Source organism: Demequina sp. NBRC 110055, assembly GCF_002090135.1.
Classification (GTDB): Bacteria; Actinomycetota; Actinomycetes; order Actinomycetales; family Demequinaceae; genus Demequina.
In genome coordinates this window covers 1-24,047 of record NZ_BBRL01000007.1, presented here as the reverse complement: position 1 = coordinate 24,047, position 24,047 = coordinate 1, and the positions used below count along the sequence as shown (strand labels likewise).

At 69.7% G+C, this 24,047-nt stretch carries 22 protein-coding genes; 10 read left to right on the top strand and 12 right to left on the bottom strand.

Going from position 1 to position 24,047, the window contains the following annotated elements; genetic code table 11:
- Window positions 1–59: 59 nt before the first annotated feature.
- Window positions 60–1,508 (bottom strand): folylpolyglutamate synthase/dihydrofolate synthase family protein, encoded by a 1,449-nt coding sequence (locus B7K24_RS08235; RefSeq protein ID WP_234986636.1) that lies wholly within the window; start codon window positions 1,506–1,508, stop codon window positions 60–62.
- Window positions 1,509–1,681: 173 nt separating this feature from the next.
- Here B7K24_RS08235 and B7K24_RS13655 point away from each other — a divergent pair, with 173 nt between their 5' ends.
- Both B7K24_RS13655 and B7K24_RS13730 read left to right on the top strand, forming a co-directional pair.
- Complete coding sequence (locus B7K24_RS13655; RefSeq protein WP_084129863.1) at window positions 1,682–2,218, top strand: DUF2510 domain-containing protein; 537 nt, start codon at window positions 1,682–1,684, stop codon at window positions 2,216–2,218.
- A 32-nt stretch (window positions 2,219–2,250) separates the two neighbouring features.
- Entirely contained in the window at window positions 2,251–2,379 is a 129-nt protein-coding gene (locus B7K24_RS13730) for a hypothetical protein (protein ID WP_255372784.1), read from the top strand.
- Between the two features lie 5 nt (window positions 2,380–2,384).
- Here B7K24_RS13730 and B7K24_RS08225 read toward each other — a convergent pair whose 3' ends face one another.
- The 3 genes from B7K24_RS08225 to B7K24_RS08215 form a co-directional block, all read right to left on the bottom strand.
- Entirely contained in the window at window positions 2,385–3,209 is an 825-nt protein-coding gene (locus B7K24_RS08225; RefSeq protein ID WP_084129862.1) for a sulfurtransferase, read from the bottom strand.
- Window positions 3,209–6,406 (bottom strand): isoleucine--tRNA ligase, encoded by a 3,198-nt coding sequence (ileS, locus tag B7K24_RS08220; RefSeq protein WP_084129861.1) that lies wholly within the window; start codon window positions 6,404–6,406, stop codon window positions 3,209–3,211. The genes B7K24_RS08225 and ileS overlap by 1 nt, the downstream gene beginning before the upstream one ends.
- Window positions 6,407–6,695: 289 nt before the next feature.
- Window positions 6,696–7,865 (bottom strand): SLC13 family permease, encoded by a 1,170-nt coding sequence (locus tag B7K24_RS08215; protein ID WP_084129860.1) that lies wholly within the window; start codon window positions 7,863–7,865, stop codon window positions 6,696–6,698.
- A gap of 76 nt (window positions 7,866–7,941) precedes the next feature.
- Between B7K24_RS08215 and B7K24_RS08210 the strand changes: the two genes are divergently transcribed.
- Together B7K24_RS08210 and B7K24_RS08205 are read left to right on the top strand one after the other, a co-directional pair.
- Window positions 7,942–8,328 (top strand): VOC family protein, encoded by a 387-nt coding sequence (locus B7K24_RS08210; protein WP_084130027.1) that lies wholly within the window; start codon window positions 7,942–7,944, stop codon window positions 8,326–8,328.
- Window positions 8,329–8,509: 181 nt separating this feature from the next.
- A complete protein-coding gene (locus B7K24_RS08205) occupies window positions 8,510–10,255 on the top strand; it encodes an MFS transporter (protein WP_084129859.1) in 1,746 nt (581 codons plus the stop codon).
- Window positions 10,256–10,284: 29 nt separating this feature from the next.
- On the opposite strand, the gene B7K24_RS08200 is transcribed toward B7K24_RS08205, so the two are convergent.
- The 4 genes from B7K24_RS08200 to B7K24_RS08185 all read right to left on the bottom strand — a co-directional run bounded on the left by B7K24_RS08200 (window position 10,285) and on the right by B7K24_RS08185 (window position 13,306).
- Window positions 10,285–10,827, bottom strand: a complete 543-nt coding sequence (locus B7K24_RS08200; protein ID WP_084129858.1) for a helix-turn-helix domain-containing protein — start codon at window positions 10,825–10,827, stop codon at window positions 10,285–10,287.
- A 64-nt stretch (window positions 10,828–10,891) separates the two neighbouring features.
- A complete protein-coding gene (locus B7K24_RS08195; RefSeq protein WP_159449193.1) occupies window positions 10,892–11,386 on the bottom strand; it encodes an isoprenylcysteine carboxylmethyltransferase family protein in 495 nt (164 codons plus the stop codon).
- Entirely contained in the window at window positions 11,379–12,431 is a 1,053-nt protein-coding gene (locus B7K24_RS08190) for a 1-acyl-sn-glycerol-3-phosphate acyltransferase (protein WP_234986635.1), read from the bottom strand. The genes B7K24_RS08195 and B7K24_RS08190 overlap by 8 nt, the downstream gene beginning before the upstream one ends.
- A 41-nt stretch (window positions 12,432–12,472) precedes the next feature.
- A complete protein-coding gene (locus tag B7K24_RS08185) occupies window positions 12,473–13,306 on the bottom strand; it encodes a patatin-like phospholipase family protein (RefSeq protein ID WP_084129856.1) in 834 nt (277 codons plus the stop codon).
- 68 nt (window positions 13,307–13,374) lie between these two features.
- On the opposite strand from B7K24_RS08185, the gene B7K24_RS08180 reads away from it, so the two are divergent.
- The 5 genes from B7K24_RS08180 to B7K24_RS08165 all read left to right on the top strand — a co-directional run bounded on the left by B7K24_RS08180 (window position 13,375) and on the right by B7K24_RS08165 (window position 17,735).
- Entirely contained in the window at window positions 13,375–15,081 is a 1,707-nt protein-coding gene (locus B7K24_RS08180; protein ID WP_159449192.1) for a cytochrome c biogenesis protein CcdA, read from the top strand.
- A 109-nt stretch (window positions 15,082–15,190) separates the two neighbouring features.
- Window positions 15,191–15,352, top strand: coding sequence for a hypothetical protein (locus B7K24_RS13460; protein ID WP_159449191.1), 162 nt, complete (start codon window positions 15,191–15,193; stop codon window positions 15,350–15,352).
- 253 nt (window positions 15,353–15,605) lie between these two features.
- A complete protein-coding gene (locus B7K24_RS08175) occupies window positions 15,606–16,247 on the top strand; it encodes a sigma-70 family RNA polymerase sigma factor (RefSeq protein ID WP_234986634.1) in 642 nt (213 codons plus the stop codon).
- Entirely contained in the window at window positions 16,244–17,053 is an 810-nt protein-coding gene (locus B7K24_RS08170; RefSeq protein WP_084129854.1) for an anti-sigma factor, read from the top strand. Before B7K24_RS08175 ends, B7K24_RS08170 begins: the two co-directional genes overlap by 4 nt.
- Before the next feature lie 82 nt (window positions 17,054–17,135).
- On the top strand, window positions 17,136–17,735 hold the full coding sequence (locus tag B7K24_RS08165) for a dienelactone hydrolase family protein (protein WP_084129853.1): 600 nt from the start codon (window positions 17,136–17,138) through the stop codon (window positions 17,733–17,735).
- A 702-nt stretch (window positions 17,736–18,437) separates the two neighbouring features.
- On the opposite strand, the gene B7K24_RS08160 is transcribed toward B7K24_RS08165, so the two are convergent.
- Both B7K24_RS08160 and B7K24_RS08155 read right to left on the bottom strand, forming a co-directional pair.
- Window positions 18,438–18,917, bottom strand: a complete 480-nt coding sequence (locus B7K24_RS08160) for an aminoacyl-tRNA deacylase (protein ID WP_084129852.1) — start codon at window positions 18,915–18,917, stop codon at window positions 18,438–18,440.
- Between the two features lie 15 nt (window positions 18,918–18,932).
- Entirely contained in the window at window positions 18,933–19,334 is a 402-nt protein-coding gene (locus B7K24_RS08155) for a hypothetical protein (RefSeq protein WP_084129851.1), read from the bottom strand.
- A 200-nt stretch (window positions 19,335–19,534) separates the two neighbouring features.
- Here B7K24_RS08155 and B7K24_RS08150 point away from each other — a divergent pair, with 200 nt between their 5' ends.
- The gene (locus B7K24_RS08150) at window positions 19,535–20,698 is read left to right on the top strand and encodes a hypothetical protein (protein WP_084129850.1); all 1,164 of its coding nucleotides are present in this window, start codon (window positions 19,535–19,537) and stop codon (window positions 20,696–20,698) included.
- Window positions 20,699–20,832: 134 nt separating this feature from the next.
- Here B7K24_RS08150 and B7K24_RS08145 read toward each other — a convergent pair whose 3' ends face one another.
- On the bottom strand, window positions 20,833–22,167 hold the full coding sequence (locus B7K24_RS08145; RefSeq protein ID WP_084129849.1) for a DUF2130 domain-containing protein: 1,335 nt from the start codon (window positions 22,165–22,167) through the stop codon (window positions 20,833–20,835).
- A 2-nt stretch (window positions 22,168–22,169) separates the two neighbouring features.
- Entirely contained in the window at window positions 22,170–24,026 is a 1,857-nt protein-coding gene (locus B7K24_RS08140) for an HNH endonuclease signature motif containing protein (protein ID WP_084129848.1), read from the bottom strand.
- Window positions 24,027–24,047 lie beyond the last annotated feature (21 nt).

Below are 24,047 nucleotides of genomic sequence, written 5' to 3'. Positions count from 1 at the left end.
GCCGAGTACACGTGCACTCGGCCGCGCGCCGTGCGGGTCCGCCCTGATGGGGATGGCGATCAGGCGGGGATGGTCTCCGTGGAAGACTCGCCCGCGTCGGCCAGGCGCGGCGGGACGATGCGCACCTCGGCCATGTGGTCGCGCTGGACCACACGGCGCGCGGCGGCGACGAGGGTGATCGAGCCGGCCACCAGCACGCCGGCCTCGGGGCCAGCGCCGAGCGCCATCTCGGTCGCGACGTCGACGGCCTCGGCGACGGTGGGCGCGATCGTCACGCGGTCGGCGCCCCACACGGCGGTCGCGGCTACCGCCAGCTCCGCCACCGGGGTAGCGCGCGGGGAATCGGTCTGCGTGACCACGACATGGTCGACCACACGCGCCAGGCCGGCGAGGATGCCCTCGCCGTCCTTGTCGGCAAGCACCGCGACCACGCCCACGGTGGTGGAGAAGCCGAACGCTTCGGGCAGCGTCGCCGCAAGCGCCTCGACGCCGTGGGGGTTGTGCGCGGCGTCGACGACGATGGTGGGTTGGTCGGAGATGACCTCGAGGCGCCCGGGCGAGGTGGCGCCGGCGAAGCCGCGGGCGACGGCCTCCGCGTCGAGCGCCTCGGCCGCGGTAACCCCGAGGAAGCGCTCGAGGAACGCCTCGGTGGCGCCCAGCGCGATCATGGCGTTCTGGGCCTGGAAGTCGCCGTGCAGCGCCACGAGCGCCTCGGACACGGCCCCCATGGTGCGCATGCGCACCACCTGGCCGGCGGGGTCGGCGGCGCGGCCGAGCACCTCGTGGTGCACGCCCTCCCAACGCATGACGGCGCCGGCGCTCGCGGCCGCACCGCGGATGATGTCCTCCGCGACCTCGGGCTGCATGGCCGAGACGACCGTCGCGCCGGGCTTGATGATGCCCGACTTCTCCGCCGCGACGCCGGTGATGCCGCCCACAAAGTAGTTCGAGTGGTCCTCGGCCATGGGCGTGAGGACAGCGACCTCGCCGTCGCCCACGTTGGTGGCGTCGCGCGAGCCGCCGATGCCGACCTCGATCACCGCGACGTCCACGCCCGCATCCGCGTACGCGGTGAAGCCCAGCACGGTCAGGATCTCGAAGAACGACATGCGCGGGCCGCCTATGGCCAACGACTCGTTGTCGACGGCCTGCACCACGGGCGCGACGCGCTCCCACAGGCGCACGAGCGCCTCCTGGGCGAGGGGTTGCCCGTCGATCTGAATGCGCTCGCGGAAGGTCGTGAGGTGCGGCGACGTGAACAGGCCCGTCGTGAGGCCGTGGGCGCGCAGCAGCGACTCGATCATGCGGCTGGTGGACGTCTTGCCGTTGGTACCGGTGACGTGAACGATGCGCAGCGTGCGGTGGGGATCGCCCAACCGGCTGAGGGCCGCGGCGACACGGCGAAGCTTCGCCGCGTGGTCCGCCTCGGGGCTGCGGGAGAAGATCAGAGCGTCGATCTCACGCTCGGCGTCTGCAGGGCTGAGGCCTGCGATGGAGGGGTGGTTCACGGAGATATTGTGCGGCACGAATCGGGCTCCTCACGACCGTTTCGACCACCAATTTTCTTGACCCTCTCTTTACCGTGTTTACCAGGGGTGATAGCCGACTTTTCGGACTTACGGAACCGTAGCCTTCCGCCGCCCACGCCGCGCTGCTAGCGTCCGGGTTGAGGGGGTAGACCATGACCGAGACAAGCACACCCGCGGGCTGGTACCGCGACACCCACACCGCCGGCCAGATGCGCTATTGGGATGGCGCCGCCTGGACCGCGCATGTGGCACCCATCACGAGCGCACCGGCGCCTGTGGCGGCTCCCGCGAAGCGCCGATCGGGCGCGACCGTCGCGCTGATCGTCGTGGGCATTGCGCTGGGCGCGCTCATGATCATCGGCCTGCTCGCCGCCATCGCGATCCCCCTCTTCCTGAACCAACGGTCCGAGGCGGAGGAGGCGGCCGCCAAGGCCGATGCCGCGACGCTCGGCATGGAGATCGCGACCTTCTCCGTCGAGACCATGAGCCAACCCGACGTGGAGTGGGACGGTGCGAACTATCTGGTCGGCACCGCCGACTGGGGGTACGTCACGGTTCCCGCGTCGGCGGGCGTTACGCTCGCCTCGTTCACCGTCGACGGCACGGACTTCTGCGTGGCTACCTCGAGCAAGAACAGCATCGTTCACTTCGACAGCCTCAGCGGCGTGGGCGACGGACCCTGCCCCTGAGGCGGCACGCCGGCCAATGAGATGATGTCCACGTGAAGGACAAGCACGGACGTCGTCAACTCTCGACCGGATGGTCGCTGGTGCTCGCGGGCGTGGCAGGCGTCGCTGGCATGGCGCTCGTGGCCGGGATCATTGTGCTGAGCCGTTCGCTTGGCAGTTAGCGGCCCTACTCCCCCGTCGCGACCTCACGTCCGGGAGTGTTGGACCACTGCGACCACGAGCCCGGGTACAGGGCAGCCGTGACGCCAATCGTCTCGAGCGCGGCTACCTGGTGCGCGGCCGTCACGCCCGAGCCGCAGTAACTCGCGACGGGAGCGGAACCGTCGACACCCACGGCCGTGAAGAGACCCTCGATGGCCTCGGGAGCCTGGAAAGTCCCGTCGGCGTGGAGATAGGCCGCCATGGGCACGTTGACCGCGCCGGGGATGTGACCGGCCCGAGGATCCATGGGCTCGACCTCGCCGCGGAAGCGCTCCCCTGCGCGCGCGTCGAGCAACACTCCACGGGACGGGAACGCCGCGGCCTGGTCGATGTCAATGACGCGCATGCGCCCCCAGTCGAGGGTCACCGTGCCGGGCGTGGGCACCACGTCGCCGGCCTCGAGCGCGCCACCCGCGGCTGCCCACGCGGCGAGCCCTCCGTCGAGGATGCGCACGTCCACGCCCGCGTGGCGCAGCAGCCACCAGGCGCGGGCGGCCGCGAGCGACGTGGCGGCGTCGTAGACCACCACGGTGTCGCCGTCGCTCAGGCCCCAGCGGCGGGCCGCGGCCTCGAGAGCCGAGCGCGACGGAAGCGGGTGGCGCCCGTCCTCCGGCGCGCCGTGCGAGGACAGCTCATCCTCGAGGCTCACGTAGACGGCACCGGGCAGGTGCCCCGCCAGGTACGCGTCGCGCCCGTCGGGTTCCGCGAGCGTCCAGCGCACGTCCAGCAGCCGGATGCCGAGCCCGTCTCTCAGGCGAGAGGCGAGCCCGGCGGCGGTGATGAGGGTCATCAGTTCGCCACGGTCACGGAAGCGGCGAGCTCGTCACCGGCGGTCACCGTGACGCGCGCGTCGCCCGTGGCGGGGTTGACCGCGAGGGTGTCGGCCGCGATGAGCTCGGCCCAGGTCTCCACGGCCTCCACCCGCTCGGCGGGCACCGTCAGCGCCAGCTCGATGCGGTCGGATACCTGCAGGCCCGAGGCCTTGCGGGTGTCCTGGACGACGCGGATCACGTCGCGGGCGTAGCCCTCCGCCTCGAGCTCGGGCGTCAGGCCTGTCTCGAGCAGCACAAAGCCTCCCGAGGTCAGCACCGCGGCGGCCTCATCCGCAGCCTCGTCCCCGCCACCGATGACCGTGGCGAGCTCGTACTCGCCCTCGACCAGCGCGATGCCACCCGAGACCACGGCGCCGTCGGCGACCGACCAATCGCCCGTCTTGGCGCCCTTGATGGCTGCCTGGACGTCCTTGCCGATGCGCGGGCCCGCCGCGCGGGCGTTGACGGACAGGCGCTGCTCCACGGGGTGGGCGGCGGTGAACGCGGCCTCGGAGACCACACGCACGGCCTTCACGTTGAGCTCGGACGCGATCAGGTCGGCGTACGGCTCCAGACCGGAGGCGTCGGCCACGGCGACCTCGAGCGCCGCCAGCGGCTGGCGCACGCGGATCTTTTCCGCCTTGCGCAACGCGTGGGCGGCCGAGACGACCTCACGCACCTGGTCCATCACGCCACCGAGCGACGTGTCGACCCACGCGGGCTCGACCACGGGGTAGTCGGTGAGGTGCACAGAGCGCTCGCCCGTGAGGCCGCGGTAGATCTCCTCGGTCTCCAGCGGCAGCAGCGGAGCGGCCAAGCGCGCCACCGTGGTGAGCACGGTGTACAGCGTGTCGAACGCCGCAGCGTCCTCGTCCCAGAACCGGTCACGCTGGGTGCGGATGTACCAGTTGGTGAGCAGGTCCATGAACTGCGTGAGCGACTCGGACCCCCCGGGGACGTCGTACGCCTCGAGCTGCGCGCCCATGGTCTCCACCAGCTCGGCGGTCTTGGCAAGGACGTACCGGTCCATCGTCGGCAAGCCAGCCACGGCATCGGCCGCAACCGGCGTCGCCGTATAGCCAGCCGCGCCGTTCGCGGCGCCCGCGTACATGGTGAAGAAGTAGTACGAGCTCCACAGGGGCAGCATGACCTCTCGCACGCCCTCGCGGATGCCCTCCTCGGTGACGACCAGATTGCCGCCGCGCAAGATGGGGCTGGACATGAGGAACCAGCGCATCGCGTCGGAGCCGTCGCGGTGGAACACCTCGTTGACGTCCGGGTAGTTGCGCAGGCTCTTCGACATCTTGCGGCCGTCGGAGCCGAGCACGATGCCGTGGGAGATCGACGTCGAGAACGCGGGGCGGTCGAACAGCGCCGTCGCGAGCACGTGCATGACGTAGAACCAGCCGCGGGTCTGGCCGATGTACTCGACGATGAAGTCCGCGGGGTTGTGGGTGTCGAACCAGTCGGCGTTCTCGAAGGGATAGTGCACCTGGGCGAACGGCATGGAGCCGCTGTCGAACCACACGTCGAACACGTCCGTGATGCGGCGCATGGTCGACTGCCCGGTCGGGTCGTCCGGGTTGGGGCGCGTCAAGTCGTCGATGTACGGGCGGTGCAGGTCGGGCTCGCCGTCCTCGTTCAGGGGCAGGCGGCCGAAGTCGCGCTCGAGCTCCTCGAAGCTGCCGTACACGTCGGTGCGCGGGTAGGCGGGGTTGTCGGAGACCCATACGGGGATGGGCGTGCCGAAGTAGCGGTTGCGGCTGATGGACCAGTCGCGCGCACCCTCGAGCCACTTGCCGAACTGGCCCTCCTTGATGTGCCCGGGCACCCACGTGATGTCCTCGTTGAGTTCCACCATGCGGTCGCGGAAGTCCGTGACCTTGATGAACCACGACGAGATGGCGCGGTAGATCAGGGGGGTGCGGCAGCGCCAGCAGTGCGGGTAGCTGTGGTCGTAGGTCTCGTGGCGCAGCACCAGCTCGCGGGCCTTGAGGTCCTTGATGATCGTGGGGTTCGCGTCGAAGACCTGCTCGCCCACATAGTCAGTGATCTCACCGGTGAACCGGCCCTTGGAGTCGACAGGAACGACCGTGCCGATGCCGTTCTCGGCACACACCGCAGCGTCGTCCTCACCGAAGCCGGGGGCCATGTGGACGATCCCCGTACCGTCCTCGACGGACACGAAGTCCGCGACGAGCACGCGGTGGGCGTTCTCCATGCCGGCGAAATACCCGAAGGGAGGGGTGTACGACAGCCCACCCAGTTCTGCGCCCGTGACCGTCGCGACCACGGTCGCGTCCTCCCCCAGCTCGCGCGCGTACGCGGCGAGGCGGGCCGAGCCGACGATGAGGCGGCGGCCCGCGAAGGCGGACTCCGCGCCGGGCTCCACGACGGAGTACTCGATCTCGGGGCCCACGGCGACCGCGAGGTTGCTGGGCAGCGTCCACGGCGTGGTGGTCCAGATGAGAATCTCGGCGCCGGCAAGGTCGCCGGGGCCGTCCACCAGCGGCATCGTCACCGTGAGCGCGGGGTCCTGGCGCGACGCGTACACGTCGTCGTCCATGCGCAGCTCGTGGTTGGACAGCGGCGTCTCGTCGCGCCAGCAGTACGGCAGCACGCGGTGGCCCTCGTAGGCCAGGCCCTTGTCGTACAGCGACTTGAAGGCCCAGATGACCGACTCCATGAAGGTCGGGTCGAGCGTCTTGTAGTCGTTGTCGAAGTCCACCCAGCGCGCCTGGCGGGTGACGTACTCCTGCCACTCGTCCGTGTAGCGCAGCACCGAATCGCGGCACGCCTTGTTGAACGCGGCGATGCCCATCTCCTCGATCTGGGACTTGTCGGTGATGCCGAGGATGCGCTCCGCCTCGAGCTCGGCGGGCAGGCCGTGGGTGTCCCAACCGAAGCGGCGCTCGACCTTCTTGCCGCGCATCGTCTCGAAGCGCGGGACGACGTCCTTCGCATAGCCGGTCAGCAGGTGGCCGTAGTGCGGCAGGCCGTTCGCAAACGGCGGGCCGTCGTAGAACACGAACTCCTCGGCGTCCGCGCGGTTGTCGATCGAGGCCTGGAAGGTGCCGTCTTCCTTCCAGTACGCGAGCACGTCCTCCTCGAGGGAGGGAAAGCTCGGGGACGCGGGAACCTCGGCGGACGGCCGATGCTGGGGGTACGTGCTCATATGGGGTGGTCCTCGTCGGGTCGCTAGCCTTCGTACGAGGACGCCTCGCCGTGCGTGTCTCACGGCCGCTGCGCGGTACCACCTCGCTTGCACCCTGACGAGTGCCACTCATGCCTCCGCTGCCACGAAGACGCCGCTGTGACGGGCTGCCCGTGCGGTTCTACTGGGGACGCCGTCAACTGCGCATCCCTTTCTTCCGCAAGCTCACCGGTGATGGCCGGGTCGACGCTGGTGCGTTAAGTGTACGACAGACGAGGGCCGATGCCGCGGCCGGGCGGCGAGGTCACCGTTATCCCGTGGTGATGATCACCACCGCAGCGCCGGCCACCACCGCGGCGGGCGCCAGCACGGCGCCGTACAGGACGTAGCGCCGCCACGGCACCTCCACCCCCGCCGCCACCAACTGACGATGCCACAGCAACGTCGCGAGCGACGCCCACGGCGTGATGAGCGGGCCCGCGTTGACGCCCACGAGAAGCGCGGTCAGCAGCGCCGGGGTCGAGCCCAGCGGCTCGAGCAGCAAGAAAGCTGGCAGGTTGTCGATCGCGTTCGCGCCCACCAGCCCCGCGCCCGCGGTCGCGAGGATGGCTCCCGTCCCCGAGCCGAGCTCGGGCACCGCGAGCACGTCCGCGAGAGCGGCGTGGACGGCGGCCGCCGCCCCGAACAGTCCCGCGGCGAACACGAGCACCGCCCACGGGACGTCACGCCACCAGGCGCGGAAGGGCGCCCCCTGGTCGCGACGCGCCCACGCGGCCACGCTCATGACGACAGCGGCTACCGTCGCCGGGATCCACGGCTCGACCGGCAGGAGCAGCGCGGGCAGTGCGACGGCGAGCACCGTGGCGCACGCGCGCCACAGGACCGTGTCGCGCGGCGCCTCGAGGACGGGCTGCGCGAATCGACCGGCGACGGTGCCGCGGGACACGACCGCGAGCGCCACCACGGTGACGGCGATGGTCGCCGCCCCGGCGGGCGCGACGTCCCGCAACCACGTCGCAGGGCTCGGGTCTCCCAGGGCGTCTACGGCCAGCAGGTTCGTGAGGTTGGACACGGGCAGCGTCAGGGAGGCGGTGTTCGCGAGCCACACGGTCGCGAGAGCGAACGGAAGGACCGCGGACCCGGTGCGGCGCGCCATCACGACCACGACCGGCGTGAGCAGCACGGCCGTGGTGTCGAGCGACAAGAAGGCCGTACACACCACGGCGACGAGGATCACCAGGGCAAAGAGGCGCCGCCGGCTGCCGCGGGCCGCGCGCGTCACCCCATGGGCCGCCGACTCGAAGACGCCGGCGCGCGCGGCGACGTCGGCCACCACCGTGATCGCCGCCGCAAAGGCGAGTACCGGGGCGGTCCGGTGCATGGTCGCCACCACGGCATCGGCCGTCAGGACGCCGAAGGCGTACGCGAGGGCCGTCAGGGCGCTCAGGGCGAGCCCCAAGCGAAGGATCACAGCGCACATGGTGACACGTCGCGCGCGCCGCGCGCGACGAGCGCACACTGGAGGTCACGGCAACGACGCACCTCGGGAGGTCCCCATGCTTGACCACAGCACCGCGTCCAGCGCCTTCTCCACCGACTCCGTGGCGAAGGCGGCGACGTTCTACCTCGACACCCTTGGCCTCGACGGTGAGGAGTTCGACGCCGGCGGCCCCATGCTCCGGCTCCACCTGCCCGGCGGCGGCACCACGCTGATCTATGAAAAAGAGGACCACACGCCCGCGAGTCACACCGTGCTCATGTTCACGGTCGGCGACGTCGCCGCGACCGTGCGCCAACTCGCGGAGCGGGACGTGCCGCTTGAGCGCCTCGACTGGTGCGATGAGGACGGGATCGCGCGTGACCCCGACGGCGACATGCCCGACATGGCCTGGTTCAAGGACCCCGCAGGCAACTGGATTCACGTGATGGGGCCCATGACGTAGGCGGTCGACTCCGGGCCTCACCGGAGCATGTCGCCACGGCGCGGGTGTGGCCGGGCTCGGCCTGCTGGCAGGAACATCTGAGGGTGCGCCATAGTTGGCTCAGGGGAACGTTCCCCTCGTCACTCGGCTGGCTCTGTCGCGCCTGGTGAGAGGGGTCATCGGTCGTGGAAAAGGAGGCCCCGTGAGCGACCCTCGCGCCCCGCAGGATGGGACGCCGGACGAGCCGGACACCACGGCGGACACCTATGAGCCGCCGGCCGATGCGCTGACCATGACGCTCGACCTGCCCCTCCTGGGCGAGGAGGAGGCGTGGGCCGAGGAGCACGGCGGCGGCACGTGGTCGTTTGCGACGCCAAGCGAGGACGAGGACGCCGCCCCCGGCTCCGAGGCCGGACCCGCCGCAGAGGGCGAGCCGAGCGACGAGGACACGCTCGCTGACGACGACGTCTGGGCACCCGTGCCCGTGTATGACCCCGAGCCCACGACGTTCTCGCTGCCGGTCCTGGGAGGCTCGCCCGAGGCCGTCGTCCTCGATGAGCCGCTGGCCGCCGAGCGTGACGAGGCCGCCCTCTCGCTCACCCCGCGGCGGGCACGCATCGCGATGATGGTGCTCGCGTTCGGGGCGTTCGCCGCCGGCGTGAACGAGGGTGCCGTTGTCGCGCTCACACCCGCCATCGCCGAGGGGCTGGGCGTCTCGGTCGCGACCGTCGGGCTGCTCGCCACGGCGTTTGCCCTGACGGTCGTCGCGGCGGCGGTACCGCTCGCGCTCGCGACCAAACGCGTGAGCCGCCGCGTGGCGCTGACGGCGGCCTTCGCGGTGTGGACCGTGGGGGTCGGGGTGGCGGCGGCCGCGCCGAGCATCGAGGTGCTGGCCGTGGGCCGCGTGCTGTCCGCGGGCGCGCACGCCCTGTTCTGGGCGATGGTCGCTCCCACCGCGGCGAGCCTGTTCGCGCCTCACCTGCGGGCACGCTCCGTGACGGGCATCATGCTGGGCTCCGCGGCGGCGGGAGTACTCGGGACGCCCGTGGTCACGGTGATGGGCGCCGCGATCGGCTGGCGGCTGCCGTTCTTCGCGCTCGTGGCCACCGGCGTCGTCGTCACCGTGGCGCTCGCTCTGTCGCTGCCGGCCTCGCGCGGCTCCACGGGCGGTCCGGCCGTCCTGGGCGACCTTCCGAACCGCAACGCCTTCATCCGCGTCCTCGCGGTGGCCTTCCTGGTCTCGGTGTCGATGAGCACCACGTGGACCTATGTAGTCCCGTACTACACGGGCGTGTCGAGCCTGCCTTCCGGGATGGTGCCGGTGCTGTTCGCCATCGGCGGCCTGCTGGCCGTGGGGACCACGCTGGCCATCGGCCCGTTCCTTGCCCGTCACGCGGTGCGCACCGTGGCGGTCGGCAGCGCGATCCTCGCGCTGGCCTGGGTGGTGCTCGCGCTGGCCCAGCCGTGGTCGGCCATCGCCGCGCAGGTGCTGCTGTCCTCCGGCTGGGCCGTGCTCGTCGCCGCGTTGCTCAACTGGGCAATGCGTCACGCGCCCGTGCGCACCGACCTCGCCGGCGGGGTCTACACGTCTACCGCCAACGCGGGTTCCGCACTCGGGCCCATCGTGGGTGCCTGGGTCGTCGCGACGTTCTCCACGGCCGTGCTGCCGTGGTTCTCGCTGGTGCTCACCGCGGCCGCCGGCGTGGTCGTCGCGACGGTGGACCGCCGCACCCTCGTCATGCTGTCGGTGCCACGCCACATCCGCATGGCGCGCGTGAGCATGTACGAGGTGCAGCAGCGCCGCCGCGAGTGGCGTCTACGTCAGCGTGAGCTGTCCGATGCCGACCGTCAAGAGGCCGCCGCACACCGTCACGAAGCCGAGGAGCGCTGGCGTCAGGCCGCCAGCACGTCCTCCGTGCCGCTCGACCGCGCGCTGTACATGCGCTAGCGAGGCCGCCCCACCCCGCGGCGGTGCGGCTAAAGCCCGGGTGAGACGTCCGGGACGACCGCGACGTTGATCTCGACGCGCTCGGTACCGTCGCGGCGAGGGCGATCCTCATACTTCGCGAAGAGTGCCGCCAGCTCCCCGGTCAGGTCGTTACGCTCGGCCTCAGTGAGCCAGCTCATACCGTGACGCACGGAGAAGCGCGACTTCTTCCACGAGCCGTCCTCGTGTGAGGCGACGAACCGGGCGGTGGTGGACACGATCTGGTCGGCGAAGGCCTGGATGGTCGCGAGGAATTCCTCGGCGGTGCCGGACGTGAACTCCTCTTGCGTCATGATGCTCTCGCGCGGCACGGCGCGGTAGGTGCGCTCCATGGCACCGCCGCGGCGTTCGGAGCTGACGACCTCGATCACGCCGGCCTCGTGGAGCTGCGAGATAGCGCGGTACAGGGAGGCCTGCGGGACCTCCGGCATGATCTTCTGGAGGTCGCGCGTGGTGAGCTCCTCGCCGCTCAAGGCGATGACGACGCGCATCCGCACCGGGTGAAGCAAGAGTCGCGCGCGGTCCGTTCCCATACGGACACTCTACCGGCGACATACGAGGCCTGTCGGTCTTTTCGGACACCACCGCTGGCGCCGATTACCTCGCCTTGCCCAGTCCCGGCAGGAACTTCCCGGTGCGCGCCGCGTAGGCGTCATACCCGGGGTAGGCGACCCGTAGGTAGCGTTCCTCGGCGCGCGTCTTGATCTCGAAGAACACGTCGAGCGCGGCCACCGCGAGGTAGCAGGTCCAGTTCCCGGAGCCCACCGCGACGCCGAGGCAGATGATGACGAGCGCGGTGTACATCGGATGGCGCACCCAGCGATACAGGCCCGAGCCCACGAGCCCCACGCCGTTGGGCACCGGCGACGGCGTGAGCGAGCCACCCAATGACCTCCCAGTCCACAGCACGCCGGCCGAGCCCACCACCACAAGCACGAGCGACACCCACAGCGACTGGGGGAAGTCCGGGCCGGGGGCGGGCAGCAGCGCCGTCACCGCCACGGCGAGGAACATCAGCCCCTGCACGGCGACCATGCCCCATCGGCCGTCGCGGACGAACTCCCGCGCGCGGGCCGCGAACGACTCAGCCATGTTCTCCTCCTCCCGCATGCGTGCCGCGTCCGGCCCGCACGCGGCGAGGCTCGAGCGGCTCGGGCTGGTGGTCATCGATCCAGTCGTCCACCCGCTCCCACCAGTCGTACAGCCACGCCTCGCGTGCGTCGCGACCGGCCGGAATCTCCTCGGGCAGCGCGGTCCAGCCCTTGAGGGTGATCTTCTTATCGACGGGCAGCTCGCGCCACACGTCGGCGACGGTCGAGAGCCTCTCGAGGCCGGTGTGCGCGACGACCATCACGGCGGCCTCGGGGCACGCCTCGATGGCGGCCAGCACGCCGCCGGGATGCGGCGGCATGACGTGCGGCATGGACTCGGCACGCTCGGCGAGGGCCTCCCTGCCCGCCGCGCGTAACTGTGCGATGCGCTTGGCGCGGCGCCCGGGAGTCGCATTCGCGCCCTCGGGGAAGATCAGCAGGGCGTCCTCGGCCTCGAGCTCACTTGCCATGGAGGCGATGGACAGCGCCCCGCCGGGAGCGCCCCGCTTCCGTGAGCGCCGCGGCGCCACGAACCGAGTGGGCACGCGGTTCAGCAGCACGTCGACCGCCGGGTCCCACTGCAGGGTGTCCTTCAGCACGATGGCCGGCTCGCGCTGGAACCGATTGATCAGGGACTCGACGATGATGAACGAGTCACCGGGTCCCGCATGGCGCGAGACGACGATGAGGGGCCGTCCCACCGCGACGGCGTCCACATCCCATTGCTCGGTGTCGATGTCCAGGCGCAGCGTCCACTTGGCGGCTCGGAACAGCGAGCGCAGCATGGTGCCCGCGAGCGCGTAGTGCTGGCGCTGAAACCATGGCGAGTTGACCTTCCAGCCGAACCCGGAGATCACCCACAGCCCCAGCATCCACACCAGCGCGAGCGCGTCCCACAGCAAATACAGCCCCGCCATGAAGATCACGCGCAGGATGCGCACGCGGCCAGGCAGCGCCCACGCCACCACACCGGCGACGACCACGACGAGCCATGCCGTCATGGGTAGCCACACGAACGCCAGGAGGACGATGGCGGGGGCGATCACGCAACGGCGCACCCACACGGGCGGCAGCCTCCAGTAGCGTCTCACCCGCGCGTCACCCCTGCTTCCTCCAGGTACGCGGCGGTCGCCGTGTACGCCGCCTCCATGCGTGCCCCCACCGTATCGAGCCGGCGAAACGCGCCCAGCTTTTCGTCTCCGTCCTGAGCACCTCCGTAAGGCAGGACGTGCACACGGACCCCAGCGGGGACATCGGCCATATCCCTCGCGAACCGGTGGCGCCGCGAGATCTCGAAGGCAATCTTGGCGACGTCCGAGGGCTTCTGAGGCGCCTCCAACGACTCCTCGATGCGTCCCACCTGCAACACGAACACCTCGTCGGCGCCCCGCCGGATCGCCTCGCCGAGCGGGATGGAGTTCACGATGCCGCCGTCGACGTAGTGCTCGCCGTCGATGACCGTGGGGGGCAGCGCCGCGGGCACGGAGGCCGAGGCGAGCACCGCGTCGATCACGGGGCCCGTGTCGAACCACGTCTCGGCGGCGCGTTCGATCGAGGCCGCACACACCGCAAACGGCACGGCAAGCGCCTCGAACGTCGCATCCTCCCCCACGAGATCCACGATCATGTCGCGCAGCGGGGCAGGATTGTTCAGATGAGTCTTGGACTGCGCGAGCCGTCGCAGCTGACGCGGCCACCATTCGCCATAGATGGCCGATGCCGTGGGCGAGTTCCACGCCGCCTCCAGCGTGGCGATCACGCTGGGGCTCGGGTCGTGGGCCACCGCGGCGCCGTTGAGGGCGCCGATGCTCGTGCCGACGATGAGGTCCGGTGTCACGCCGGCCTCGAACAGCGCGCGCAGCATGCCCACCTCGGTGGCGCCGCGCACCCCGCCGCCGCCCAACACGAATCCCACGGTCATACCGCCAGGCTATCGGTGAGGTCTGGCGCACGACCCAACCGCGGCATCGGCCGCAACGAATGCCTCGCATGATCACCCTTGTCGCCGTCGGCCTGGTGTCGGGCATCATCACGGCCCTCAGCCCGTGCGTGCTACCGGTGCTGCCGGCGATCCTCACGTCGTCGATCCAGGACGGCGCGCGCTCGCGCCGGCGCCCGCTCGTGGTGGTCGGCGGGCTCGTGACGAGCTTCGCGTTCTTCACCCTGCTCGGCGGCATCCTGCTGTCGTCGCTCGGGCTGCCCGACGCGCTCCTGAGGTGGACCGGCATCGTCGTGCTCGCCGTGGTGGGCCTGGGGCTCGCCATCGAGCCACTGGGTGAACTGCTGCAGCGCCCGTTTGAACGCATCCGGCCGCTGAAGATGGATCGCGACGGTAACGGCTTCGTGATGGGCCTGGCGCTCGGGTTGGTGTTCGTGCCGTGCGCGGGGCCCATCCTCGCGTCGATTACCGTGCTCGCGGCGACCAACGGGTTGTCGTGGGGCCTCGTGGGCCTCACCCTCGCGTTCTCGGTCGGCATCGCGATCCCGCTGCTGGCGTTCGGGGTCGCTGGCCAGGCGATGGGCTCGCGGATTCGGTGGGTGCGCGAGCACCTGCGGGCCATCAGGATCGGCTCCGGCGTGGTGCTCGTCGCGACGGCCCTGGTCATTGCCACCAACGTGGCCGAGCCTCTTCAGCGCTGGGTGCCAGGGGTGTTGGCCGATGCCCAGTCGGCGATCGAGGATAACGACGCCGTGCGTTCCGAGTTGGACGATCTCACCGGGCGCTCGGATGCGGCCGATGCCACGGCCGCCTCGGGCGACGCCCTCACCTTCGACGAGTGCGAGGCCGGGGATCCCGGTGTGCTGCAGGACTGCGGGCCCGCGCGCGACCTGGTCGGCATCCAGGAGTGGCTCAACACGGCGGACGGGGAGGCGCTCTCGTTGGACGACCTCGACGGCCCCGTGCTGATCGATTTTTGGACCTACTCCTGCATTAACTGCCAGCGCACCTTCCCATACCTGACCGCGTGGGACGAGAAATACCGCGACGCGGGGCTCACGATCATCGGCGTTCACTCCCCCGAGTTCGCGTTCGAGAAGGACGTGTCGAACGTCGCGGATGCGGCCGAGCGCTACGGGATTGATTACCCCATCGCCATCGACAACGACTTCGAGACGTGGCGCGAATGGAGCCAGCGCTTCTGGCCGGCGCACTACCTGATCGACACGGACGGTAGGGTGCGCCAGGTCCACTACGGCGAGGGGGCCTACGCCGAAACCGAGCAGCTGATCCAGGAGTTGCTGGGCATGAGCGGCGGCGCCACTGTGGAGGCGGACGCCGGCAACCACACCGAGGGGCGCACCCAAGAGACCTACCTGGGCTACGGACGCCTGCAATACGCCGACAACGCCGGGCAGGTGGTGGAGGACGAACCGGCCAACTACGGCCACGATGCCTTCCCCCAGCCCGACCACTTCGCCTACGTCGGCCCGTGGACCGTGACCGAGGAGTATGCCGAGGCGGCCGGCGAGGGCTCCATGCTGATGCTGAACTTCTACGCGGCGGACGTGCACCTGGTGATGGCGGGTGAAGGCGAGGTGCGCGTGACGCTGCGCGGCGACCAGGACTACGAGCGGGTCGTCGAGGTCGACGGCACCTCGGACCTCTACGACCTCTACGTCGGCTCGCCGCTCGACGACGTCATGATCCTGGAGTTCACTCCGGGCGTGCAGGCATACGCGTTCACGTTCGGGTAAGCACGCGGGGCGCGGAGGGCGCGGCGAGCCTGTGAAGTTTCTGAGGACGGTTCACCCGTTGAGGCAGTGACGGGCCAAGGCGGCCCGTGACGTGAAGGAGGAACCGACGATGGATCTTCGTAAGGCAGCTATCCCCGCCGTCATCCTGGTGGGCGGATCGTTCCTGGCCGCGTGCGGCGACACGACCGCCGAGGACCCCACCGCTCCGTCCGAGGAGATGGGGTCGACCATGGACCCGGGCATGGAGTCCACGATGGAGCCCACGGGCTAAGTCAACCCATTCGCGATGGAGCGGGGGCGGCCGAATGATCGGCGGCCCCCGCTCCTTCCGCGTCCCGGGCCGGTGGCGCCGCTGCGGTGCGCCCCCCTTGCGTGGCGCCCGCCACCACACCTGATGCGCGACGCTGTCGGGCCGACCCATCCGCCACGACACGCGCACCGAACACCACGTGACAGGCCCCACGAGGGGGCTGTGATGACAGACTGACGGACGATCAGCGGCATCGACACACGACGGAGGGCTCGTGACCGACGGACAGGAGGACGGCATGGACAGGCATTTGCGCGCCGTCCCGCCACCGATGCGCCCGGGGCCGAAGCCCGAGGACGATCCGGGGGCACGGATGGCGACCTTGCTTGAGAGGACGGCGCTGGGCGACGGCGCCGCCTACGAGGAGCTCTACGGCCTCGTCGCGGGCTCGGTGTTCGGGCTGGCCCTGCGCATCGTGCGCGACCGCGATATGGCCGAGGACGTGGCGCAAGAGGCGCTGGTCGAGGTGTGGCGGCGCGCCGCCCGTTTCGACCGCCAGGCCGGTTCGGCGCGGGCGTGGATCCTCACCATCGCACACCGCCGCGCCGTGGACCGCGTGCGCTCGGAGCAGGCGCACACCACACGACTCCAGACCCATGCGGCTGTAACGGACGTCGACCACGAAGGACCGGAAGACGTCGTCGATACGATGCACGGCGAGTGGCAAGCGGCACGGGTCAAGGCCGGGCTGCAGCAGCTCACCGAGCGGCAGCGCGAGGCTCTCGACCTGTGTTTCTACAAGGGCTTCACGCATCGGGAGGCGGCCCACGCCCTCGATATCCCGCTGGGCACCTGCAAGGCCCGCATCAGAGACGGCTTAATCAAACTACGCGACGCACTGGGGGTGGAGCGATGACTGAGAACCTACACACGCTGGCGGCTCCCTATGCCGTGGGCGCCCTCGACCCCGCGGAGCTGAGCGCCTTCGAGGACCACCTCGCCACCTGCGCCGACTGCCAGGAGGAGGTCGCGTCACTGTCCCTCGCGACCGAGGCCCTCGCCGACTCCCACGCTGCGGCTCCCCCGCCGTCGCTCCACGCACGGGTCATGGATGAGGTTGCACGTACCGCACAGCTACCGCCGGTGCTCGACCCCGCCGGGACTTCCGCGACGACGTCGAAAGGCCCGACACCCGCCGGGCCGTCAGAACCTGCCAGCGGTGACGCCGACGTGCTGACCTTCTCCCCTGCCGCGCGGCGTCGCCGCTGGTGGATCGCCGCTCCGGTAGCGGCGGCAGCGGCCGCGGTGCTGGTCGTGGGCGGCGTCATGATCGCCGATGTCCGTGCCGACCGTGCCGCCGAACTCGCTATGGAGAAGGACGTCATGTCCGTCGCCGCCTCCGAGGACATGGAGGCCGTGTCGCTCGGCCTCGGCAGCGGCAAGGTCATGGTGAGCTCCGAGATGAACTCGGTGGCACTGATGGGAACCGAGGCCGCCATGCCCGACGACGGCAAGGAGTACCAGCTGTGGCTGGTGATGGCGGACGGCACCATCCAGGCCGGGCCCACCTTTACTCCTCGCGAGGATGGCGTCTACATGTCGGTCTCGGAGGTCGATGTGGCCCACATGGCTGCGGTGGCCCTGACGGAGGAGCCGGAGGGCGGTTCGGACGCCCCCACCATGGAGCCCTTCGCGGTGACGGAGATGCCCACCGAGGCCTGATGTCATCGCCGGGTCGGCGCAAGCGCACCCAGCGGCGCCCTTTCGACGTGCGAAGGGGCGCCGCTGGCGCGAGACTGGGCATATGGCGCAGATCCTGCTGTTTCACCACGCACGCGGCCTCACGGAGGGGCTGTGTGCGTTCGCGGATCGCCTGCGGGCCGGTGGCCACACCGTGTACACCCCCGACACCTATGGGGGCCGGGTCTTTGACAATGACGAGGACGGCGTGCGTCACGCCGACACCATTGGGCACGACGCCGTTGCCCACGTCGGGATGCGGGCCGCCCGCAAACATCCGGGGGCCGATGTCGTGATCGGCTTTTCGCTCGGAGCCATGCAGGCGCAGTTGGTTGCCCAGCACCGCCGAGGCATCCGCGGGTGCGTGCTGATGGGCGGCGCCATGCCACCGGAGCACCTGGGCGGACCGTGGCCCGCACACCTCCCGCTCCAGACCCATGTGGCGGACCCGGACGACTGGTGCACCACGGACGACATCGATGCGCTGCGTCGCGGGGCGCCACACGCCGAAGTCTTCACGTACCCGCACCGGGGCCACCTGTTTGTCGACCCGACGTTGCGCGATTACGACGCCGATGCGGCCGATGTCTTTGAGGAGCGGGTCAGCGAGTTCTTGGCCCGGATCGACGCAGGCCAGGCGGAGCCCGCCCGCGTCACGCTGTAGCGCACGGACTGTAACCGGTCACGGTGACGCGTCAGTAAAGCTCACATTGCGGGCAGGTTTCGAAACGCCCATCTCCGACCAAAGTGTGACAAATCTCTCGCGAAAGCGGTCACGACCGTGTAGCGTGAGTCGAGTCAAAGGACCGATGAGGGGGCCCCGGTCGTGACACCGGGGGCGAGGGCGACGGCATTCGCGAAACCCTCTCATCGCGAACGGGGCAGTACTCACGCGAGGGGGCTCAGAGTGAGACAACGGACGTGCGCACGCAGTGCATACGTGCACCCCGACAGAGATCGGATGGCCTCCATCGCCGATCCACCGACAGGCCGCCACGGAGCGACGAGCCGGAACGACACGCACCGACTCCCGACGTCGCGGCACCACAAGCCGGCGCCATCAGCGGTCCGCCATCATCCGCCAAGCGCCACGAGAGGTCCCTGGGGAAGCGGCAGTACTTCATTGTCACTCAGCGAATGGAGCCCGGCCGCGACAACGACTCTCGTCTGAGGTCACCTAGGGCCCTAAGGGGGAAAAGGGCCGCGGCGCGGGTCACTCGGGGGGAGTGGGCAAGCCCGCGTCGCGGCACCCCCATCATGGCGCACGACCAGGCATGATGACCAGACCCAGGGCACAGGAAGCTCTCTGTCTGGCGGGTAGCGGTCGTGTTACCGCGCCACGCGAGCTATCGATCGCCCACAGCGGCTAGGCAGGCTCGGTCACGTCGGCCACGGCAGCGTCGAGGACCTCGACAAGCTGCGACGGGTGAAGTGACGCGGCAACGCCGTGCGCTCCCCCGCCGATCGATACCGGGCCCTCGCGTGACACGATGAGCCGGTCGGCGACCACCGGCCAGGCCGTGGTGGCGCCGAAGGGCGTGATGGTGCCGCGCTCGTAGCCGGTGACGTCGCGTGCCACGTCCTTGTCCGGCATGGACAGGCGGCTAACACCCAGGTGCTCGCGGAGCTTGGGCCACGAGATCTGGCGATCGCCGGGCACCAGGACGAAGAGGAAGTCACCTTCTCCGCGGCGCACCACGAGGGTCTTCAGGACCTGCGAGGGTTCGACGCCCCGCGCCGTGGCCGCCTCCTCGAGCGAGCGTACGGGGCCGTGAACCGTGACCTCGTGGTCGATACCGAGGTCCGCGAGGGCGCGCAGGGCGGGAGTATCGGGCGAGTCCGTCATTCCTTGAGGCTAGCCTCAGCCGGCCGATGCGGGAACACCGCCCGCGCCCCCGGCGTCGGGCACGATGTCGATCGCGAAGTACGGTGCGATGTCTCCCGCCCACCAGGTGGACAGGGCCTCGGCGCCCATGCCGATCCACCCTCCCGCGAGGGCGACGTAAAGCAGGGCGAGCAAGCCGCCGATGACCGCTCCACGCACCACCATGGACGCGATGTCGACGCCCACCCGCGTGTCAAAACGCGCCCATGGCGTCAGGTGGGTGGCCGCGGTGTGCGCCGGCGCCACGTGCGCGACGGTAGGGCTTTCATCGGTGACGGGCGCGGCCTCGTCGAGCCATGTCGCACTGGGCGCGGGTGCCACGCTGCGGTGCGCGGGGCGCGCCTGGACTGCACGGAGCGAGAGCTCTGGAACTGTCACGTTTCCTCCAAGGTCTGGGGATTGCGTGCCATCACGTCAACTCTTCCACCGCGGCGAGCATTCCTCCTGTCGGGATACGGAATCGTGATGTTCCAGTTTTGAGAGTGTCGAAATCGGGCGAAACGGATGCCGTTGCACGGCACGCCCGTCCGTCGGCGGGCCGAGCGATCACACGCATCGTTACCGCTAGGGTGCGTGCCATGGGGGCACTACTCTTTGGCGCGGCCGCGCTCGACGTCATTCCGCCGCCCCTGGTGCCGTCACCGGCGACGACCGCCGTGCCGGAGACACCGGATCTCGAGTGGGTCTTCACGGTCGGCGGCTGTATCGCAGGTGCCGGAGCCTTGCTGTTGCTCTTCGGCATCTTCATCAAGCCCTTGCGCCGCTGGTCGGGGAACTGGATCTGGCTTCCCCTCGTGATCCTGGGATTCTTCGTGCTGATGATTCCGCCGGTCGCCGAGATCCCCCACAAGGTCCTGATCTCGAAGGCGTGGGAGGCGCAGGCTGACGAGGTACTTCAGTACAACCGCGTGGGCGACGAGACCGCCCGGGTCTACGGGCGCGACCCCGATGGCGCCGTGGTCTATTGGTCCTTCGGGGACCAGGACGTCATCCTCGACATCAACGAGGAGTCGGAAGTTGTGTGTGACTCCACCTGGGATGACGGCGAGGACTCCACCTGGAGGGACGACTGGCCCACCGGCGTCACCTGTCCCCTGCCGCGGGTCGCACCGGCGCCGGACGCGGATGCGGCGGTGCTGCCCGCGCTCGCCCAGGGCGTTGTGGTGCCGCCGCGCGAGGACCCCGATCTACGGGCGCCCAGCACCTGGGACCGTTGGGCGCTCGCGTGGCTGGCACTCGCGGCGCTCGGCACCGTGTGGATGCTGTGGAGCATCGGCGCACTGCTGTGGTACTTCAAGATCAAGCGCTGGCGCTCCCCCGAAACCGGAAAGCAAGTCTTCTCCATGGGGTTCGCGACCACCGGCGTCATCGCCGGGACTCTGATCGCCATGTGGGCGGGTTTCACGGGCGTGATCCTCTTGCAAGACATGGCACAGAGCGACCACTCCGTGCGCGACGGCTACGAGCGCTTGCTGCTGCGTATCCGGGGTGTCGACCCGGACGACTCGTATGAGATGGCGTGGACCCGCCAGAACGACGACACCGCCAGCGCCTGGGTGGATGAGGTGAAGGCCGATGCCGGCGTGTGGCTCTCGTACGTCCCTCGCGGCACCCAGTTCGACGGCGGCTACGACACCCCTGGAGTGCTCCTCACCGGGACCGCGGTCGACTGCCACGTCGACGACGCGCCCGGGTGGTCAAACGACTGGATCGTCACCTGCGCACGGAGTGGCGATGGCTAAGACGGCGTGGTCGCGGTGGCGGGCATGCTTGCCGTCGTCGACGCGGCCCTCCGCTCGCACGAGCCGCTGAGCCAGGCGTGGCGCGCCGACACCTCTAGCGAGGTCGCCACATGCCCGCCCTGTGTGGACCTCCGCTACTGCCCCTCTCCCGCCTCGAGCTGCGCGAACTTCGCGGCCATCGTGGGGTTGCCGCGGGTGAGCTTCTTGATGGTGAGGTCCTCGGCCTTGTCGTTGGCCAGGCGCAGGTTGTTGGCGGACTTGTGCAGGGCCTGCTTGGTCTTTTCGAGGTCCTTGATGGCCTCGTCGATGCGCTTGACGGCCTCCTCGAAGCCGTCCGAGGCCAGCCGCCAATTGCGGCCGAAGCGGTCCTTGAAGTCCTCGAGCTCAGACTCGAAGTTGGTGATGTCGATGTTCTGGGCGCGCACCAGCGCGAGCTCCTGCTTGTAGGCCAGGGCGCTTTGGGCGGCGTTGCGTAGCAGCGTGATGATGGGGATGAAGAACTGGGGGCGCACCACATACATCTTCGGGTAGCGGTGGGAGACGTCGACGATGCCCGAGTTATACAGCTCGTTGTCGGGCTCCAGCAGAGTCACGAGCACCGCGTACTCGCAGCCCTTCTCCTTGCGGTCCTTGTCGAGCTCCTTGAAGAAGTCCTCGTTCTTGTGCTTGGTCGCCGTCGTGTCGGACTCGTTCTTCATCTCGAACATGATCGAGACGACCTCGGTGCCCTCGGCATCGGCCTCGCGGAAGATGTAGTCGCCCTTGGAGCCGCTGGACGCGTCGTTGTCCTTTTCGAAGTAGGCGTTCTGGAAGCCCATGGAGCGCATGCGGTTGAACTCGTACTCGCAGTGCTGCTCGAGCGTCTCGCCCACCATCTTGGTCGACAGCCGCGCCTTCATGTCCTTGAGCCGCTCGATGGCGTCGTCGCGGTCCTTGATCTGGATCTCGCGCGAGGCGAGCTCGGCGGCGTGCTTCTCCTTGAGCGAGGACTCGGCGTGCGACTTCTCGAGGCTCGCCTTCTCGAGCGCGTGCTTGAGGTCGGCGATCTGGGACTCCTGCGCCGCGACGGCCTTCTGCAGCTCGGAGGCCAGCTTGGCCTCGGCGAGTTCGGCGGCCGATGCCGAGGCCGCCTTCGCCTGCGACAGCTCGCTCGCGAGGGAGTCGCGCTCCTTCTCGATCGCCTTGAGCGCCTCGGCGACCGCGAGTTGCTGCTGCGTTCCGGAGGCGTCGAGTCTTGACTTCAGCTCCTGGATCTCGGCGTCCTTGGCAGTGGCGGCCTTCAGGGCCACCTGCTCGGCCTGCGCCTTGGCGAGCTCGACCGCGGACTTCTTGTCCGCATCGGCCGCATGCAAGCGCTTCTCCAGCTCGGCGTCGAACTCCTTGGTACGGACCTGGTTCAGGATGTCGGCGTAGCCGGCCTCGTCGACCGTGAACGCCTTGTGGCAGTGCGGGCAGGTGATCTCATGCATGCCTAGCTCCCTCCTCGTTGCCTGCGAGTGTAGGCGGGCGCCGGCGGCGGCCGCGTCGCGCAACTGCGGCGACGACGGGCCCTCGCTCGTGGTCCAGATCGGGACTGGCCCCTTAATCCTGGTCGCCGAGCGGACATCTCGCCCAGGCGCCGTCGTGCTGATGCGCCGGGCGTCGCGGGAGCCACCTCGCGGTCATCGTCGTAGGCCTCGTCCGCGAAGCCCTCCCCCGCGTCGTCGAGCCACGCGGCCTCGACGTCCTCCGGCTCGACCTCTACCCGTCCGACGAGATACGGCTGCGGGATAGCAAGCGCGCACTCGCGCGAACCCTCATTGGGGTCGCCTCGGTCCGGTGAGGTCGTGGTCTGAGGCAAGATCAGCGATTCAGATCGCTCGGGCAGTCCAGAGCGCTCCGGCGGTTCCAGCGGATACGCGTCGAAGAGTCGTCTGCCTCCCGGCCGCCGTCGCCTCGCCGGATCGACCTCTGCGGGTGGCGTGAACCACACCTCGGTCGGAGTGGCGTCAATCTTCCACTCTGCTCGGTGGACGTCGTGGTGACACCGCACGCAGAGAAGCACTCCGTTGGCCAGGTCGGTCAGCCCTCCGTGGGACCAGTAATCAATATGGTGAGCGTCGCACCATGACGGCGGAGCTCCGCACATCGCGCACCCGCCATCGCGCTGCGCGAGAGCAATCTTCTGCTTGCGGGTGAAGCGCCGCTTCTCGACTCCCTGGTCGAGAAGCTCGGACTTTCCACCGAGTACCTGCGGGATGATGCCCGCCGACGCCGCGGCCCGGCGCAAGGCGCCGGCGTCCAGGTTCGCCGCGAGCCCATCGATGGACGCCCCGCCCAGCCCTTTGCGAAGGTCTTCCAGGGAGGTGCGCACCACCAGGCGCGCCCGATCGTGCGGCAGCACGTCGACGTCGCATCCCTGGAGGTGGCGGGCGAAGTCGCCCATGGCATCGGCCCGAACCTGGTCTGGCGTGCGTTCGTCGACGACAACGGACTCCCCCTTCTTCGCCGCCTCCTTCATGCGGACGCGCAGCCGGAAATGCTGGTTCACCATCACGTGCATGACCGCCATGAGGGGTGCGCCGTTCTCCGGATCCAGCCGGCCATTGATGCTCACCATGCCGTCCGGAGTCTCGCCGATGCGCAGGAAACGCCGGTCGCGCCGCTCCTTTGCGAGCTCCTCGAGATGCAGCGCGTCCAGCCGCTGCTCCGTGCGAGTGATGAGGTCGCGCAGGCGCTCCAAGCGCATGAAGCGCGATGAGGACACGAGATCATGTTCGGCAGTCGCCAGCGCCGCGGCATCCACCCGCGAGCTCACGCGCTTCAGCATGCGAATGATGGCCGTGGAGGCCTCCACACTGAGTCTTCCGTCCTGCACTGCCTGGGCGACCTCGGGGAACACCGGCATGGGCGCAGGCGCGTCAGGAGCCGTCTCCTGCGGCGCCCCAGAGTCGTCGCCGCGCTGAGCTTTCTCCGCGTCGCGCAGCGTCTCCCCCAGCTCAATCAGCCTCGTCGCCTCCGCGCCCGAGCCGCCGGTCTGGCCTGAGACGATCCCCCGCTCATCACCCTTGCCCCGTTGACGCGCGAGGCCCAATTTCTTCGCCTTCGCCCGCGAGCGCTCGGCTTGCTCCGCGGCGACGACGGCCATCATGCGGTCCGCGTCACGCCGGACCACGCCGAGCGCATTACCCAGCGCGACGAGATCCTCGTCGCCCATCGCGCTGACGCCGGCGTGGGTGAGCGCGCGCTTCTCGGCCAGCGCCGCACGGACGCGGGCATCCCAGTCGCGAGGCGCGTCAGCATTCGACGCCTCCCCCGCGGGGACCTTCCGCACCGTCGTCGTGGTCATGAACCCATCACACCAGAGGGG

Coding starts and splice junctions, on each gene's coding strand:
- B7K24_RS13655 (WP_084129863.1), top strand. CDS start 1,682: ATGACCGAGACAAGCACACCCGCGGGCTGGTACCGCGACACCCACACC.
- B7K24_RS08225 (WP_084129862.1), bottom strand. CDS start 3,209: ATGACCCTCATCACCGCCGCCGGGCTCGCCTCTCGCCTGAGAGACGGG.
- ileS (WP_084129861.1), bottom strand. CDS start 6,406: ATGAGCACGTACCCCCAGCATCGGCCGTCCGCCGAGGTTCCCGCGTCC.
- B7K24_RS08215 (WP_084129860.1), bottom strand. CDS start 7,865: ATGTGCGCTGTGATCCTTCGCTTGGGGCTCGCCCTGAGCGCCCTGACG.
- B7K24_RS08210 (WP_084130027.1), top strand. CDS start 7,942: ATGCTTGACCACAGCACCGCGTCCAGCGCCTTCTCCACCGACTCCGTG.
- B7K24_RS08200 (WP_084129858.1), bottom strand. CDS start 10,827: ATGGGAACGGACCGCGCGCGACTCTTGCTTCACCCGGTGCGGATGCGC.
- B7K24_RS08195 (WP_159449193.1), bottom strand. CDS start 11,386: ATGGCTGAGTCGTTCGCGGCCCGCGCGCGGGAGTTCGTCCGCGACGGC.
- B7K24_RS08185 (WP_084129856.1), bottom strand. CDS start 13,306: ATGACCGTGGGATTCGTGTTGGGCGGCGGCGGGGTGCGCGGCGCCACC.
- B7K24_RS08180 (WP_159449192.1), top strand. CDS start 13,375: ATGATCACCCTTGTCGCCGTCGGCCTGGTGTCGGGCATCATCACGGCC.
- B7K24_RS13460 (WP_159449191.1), top strand. CDS start 15,191: ATGGATCTTCGTAAGGCAGCTATCCCCGCCGTCATCCTGGTGGGCGGA.
- B7K24_RS08170 (WP_084129854.1), top strand. CDS start 16,244: ATGACTGAGAACCTACACACGCTGGCGGCTCCCTATGCCGTGGGCGCC.
- B7K24_RS08165 (WP_084129853.1), top strand. CDS start 17,136: ATGGCGCAGATCCTGCTGTTTCACCACGCACGCGGCCTCACGGAGGGG.
- B7K24_RS08160 (WP_084129852.1), bottom strand. CDS start 18,917: ATGACGGACTCGCCCGATACTCCCGCCCTGCGCGCCCTCGCGGACCTC.
- B7K24_RS08150 (WP_084129850.1), top strand. CDS start 19,535: ATGGGGGCACTACTCTTTGGCGCGGCCGCGCTCGACGTCATTCCGCCG.
- B7K24_RS08145 (WP_084129849.1), bottom strand. CDS start 22,167: ATGCATGAGATCACCTGCCCGCACTGCCACAAGGCGTTCACGGTCGAC.
- B7K24_RS08140 (WP_084129848.1), bottom strand. CDS start 24,026: ATGACCACGACGACGGTGCGGAAGGTCCCCGCGGGGGAGGCGTCGAAT.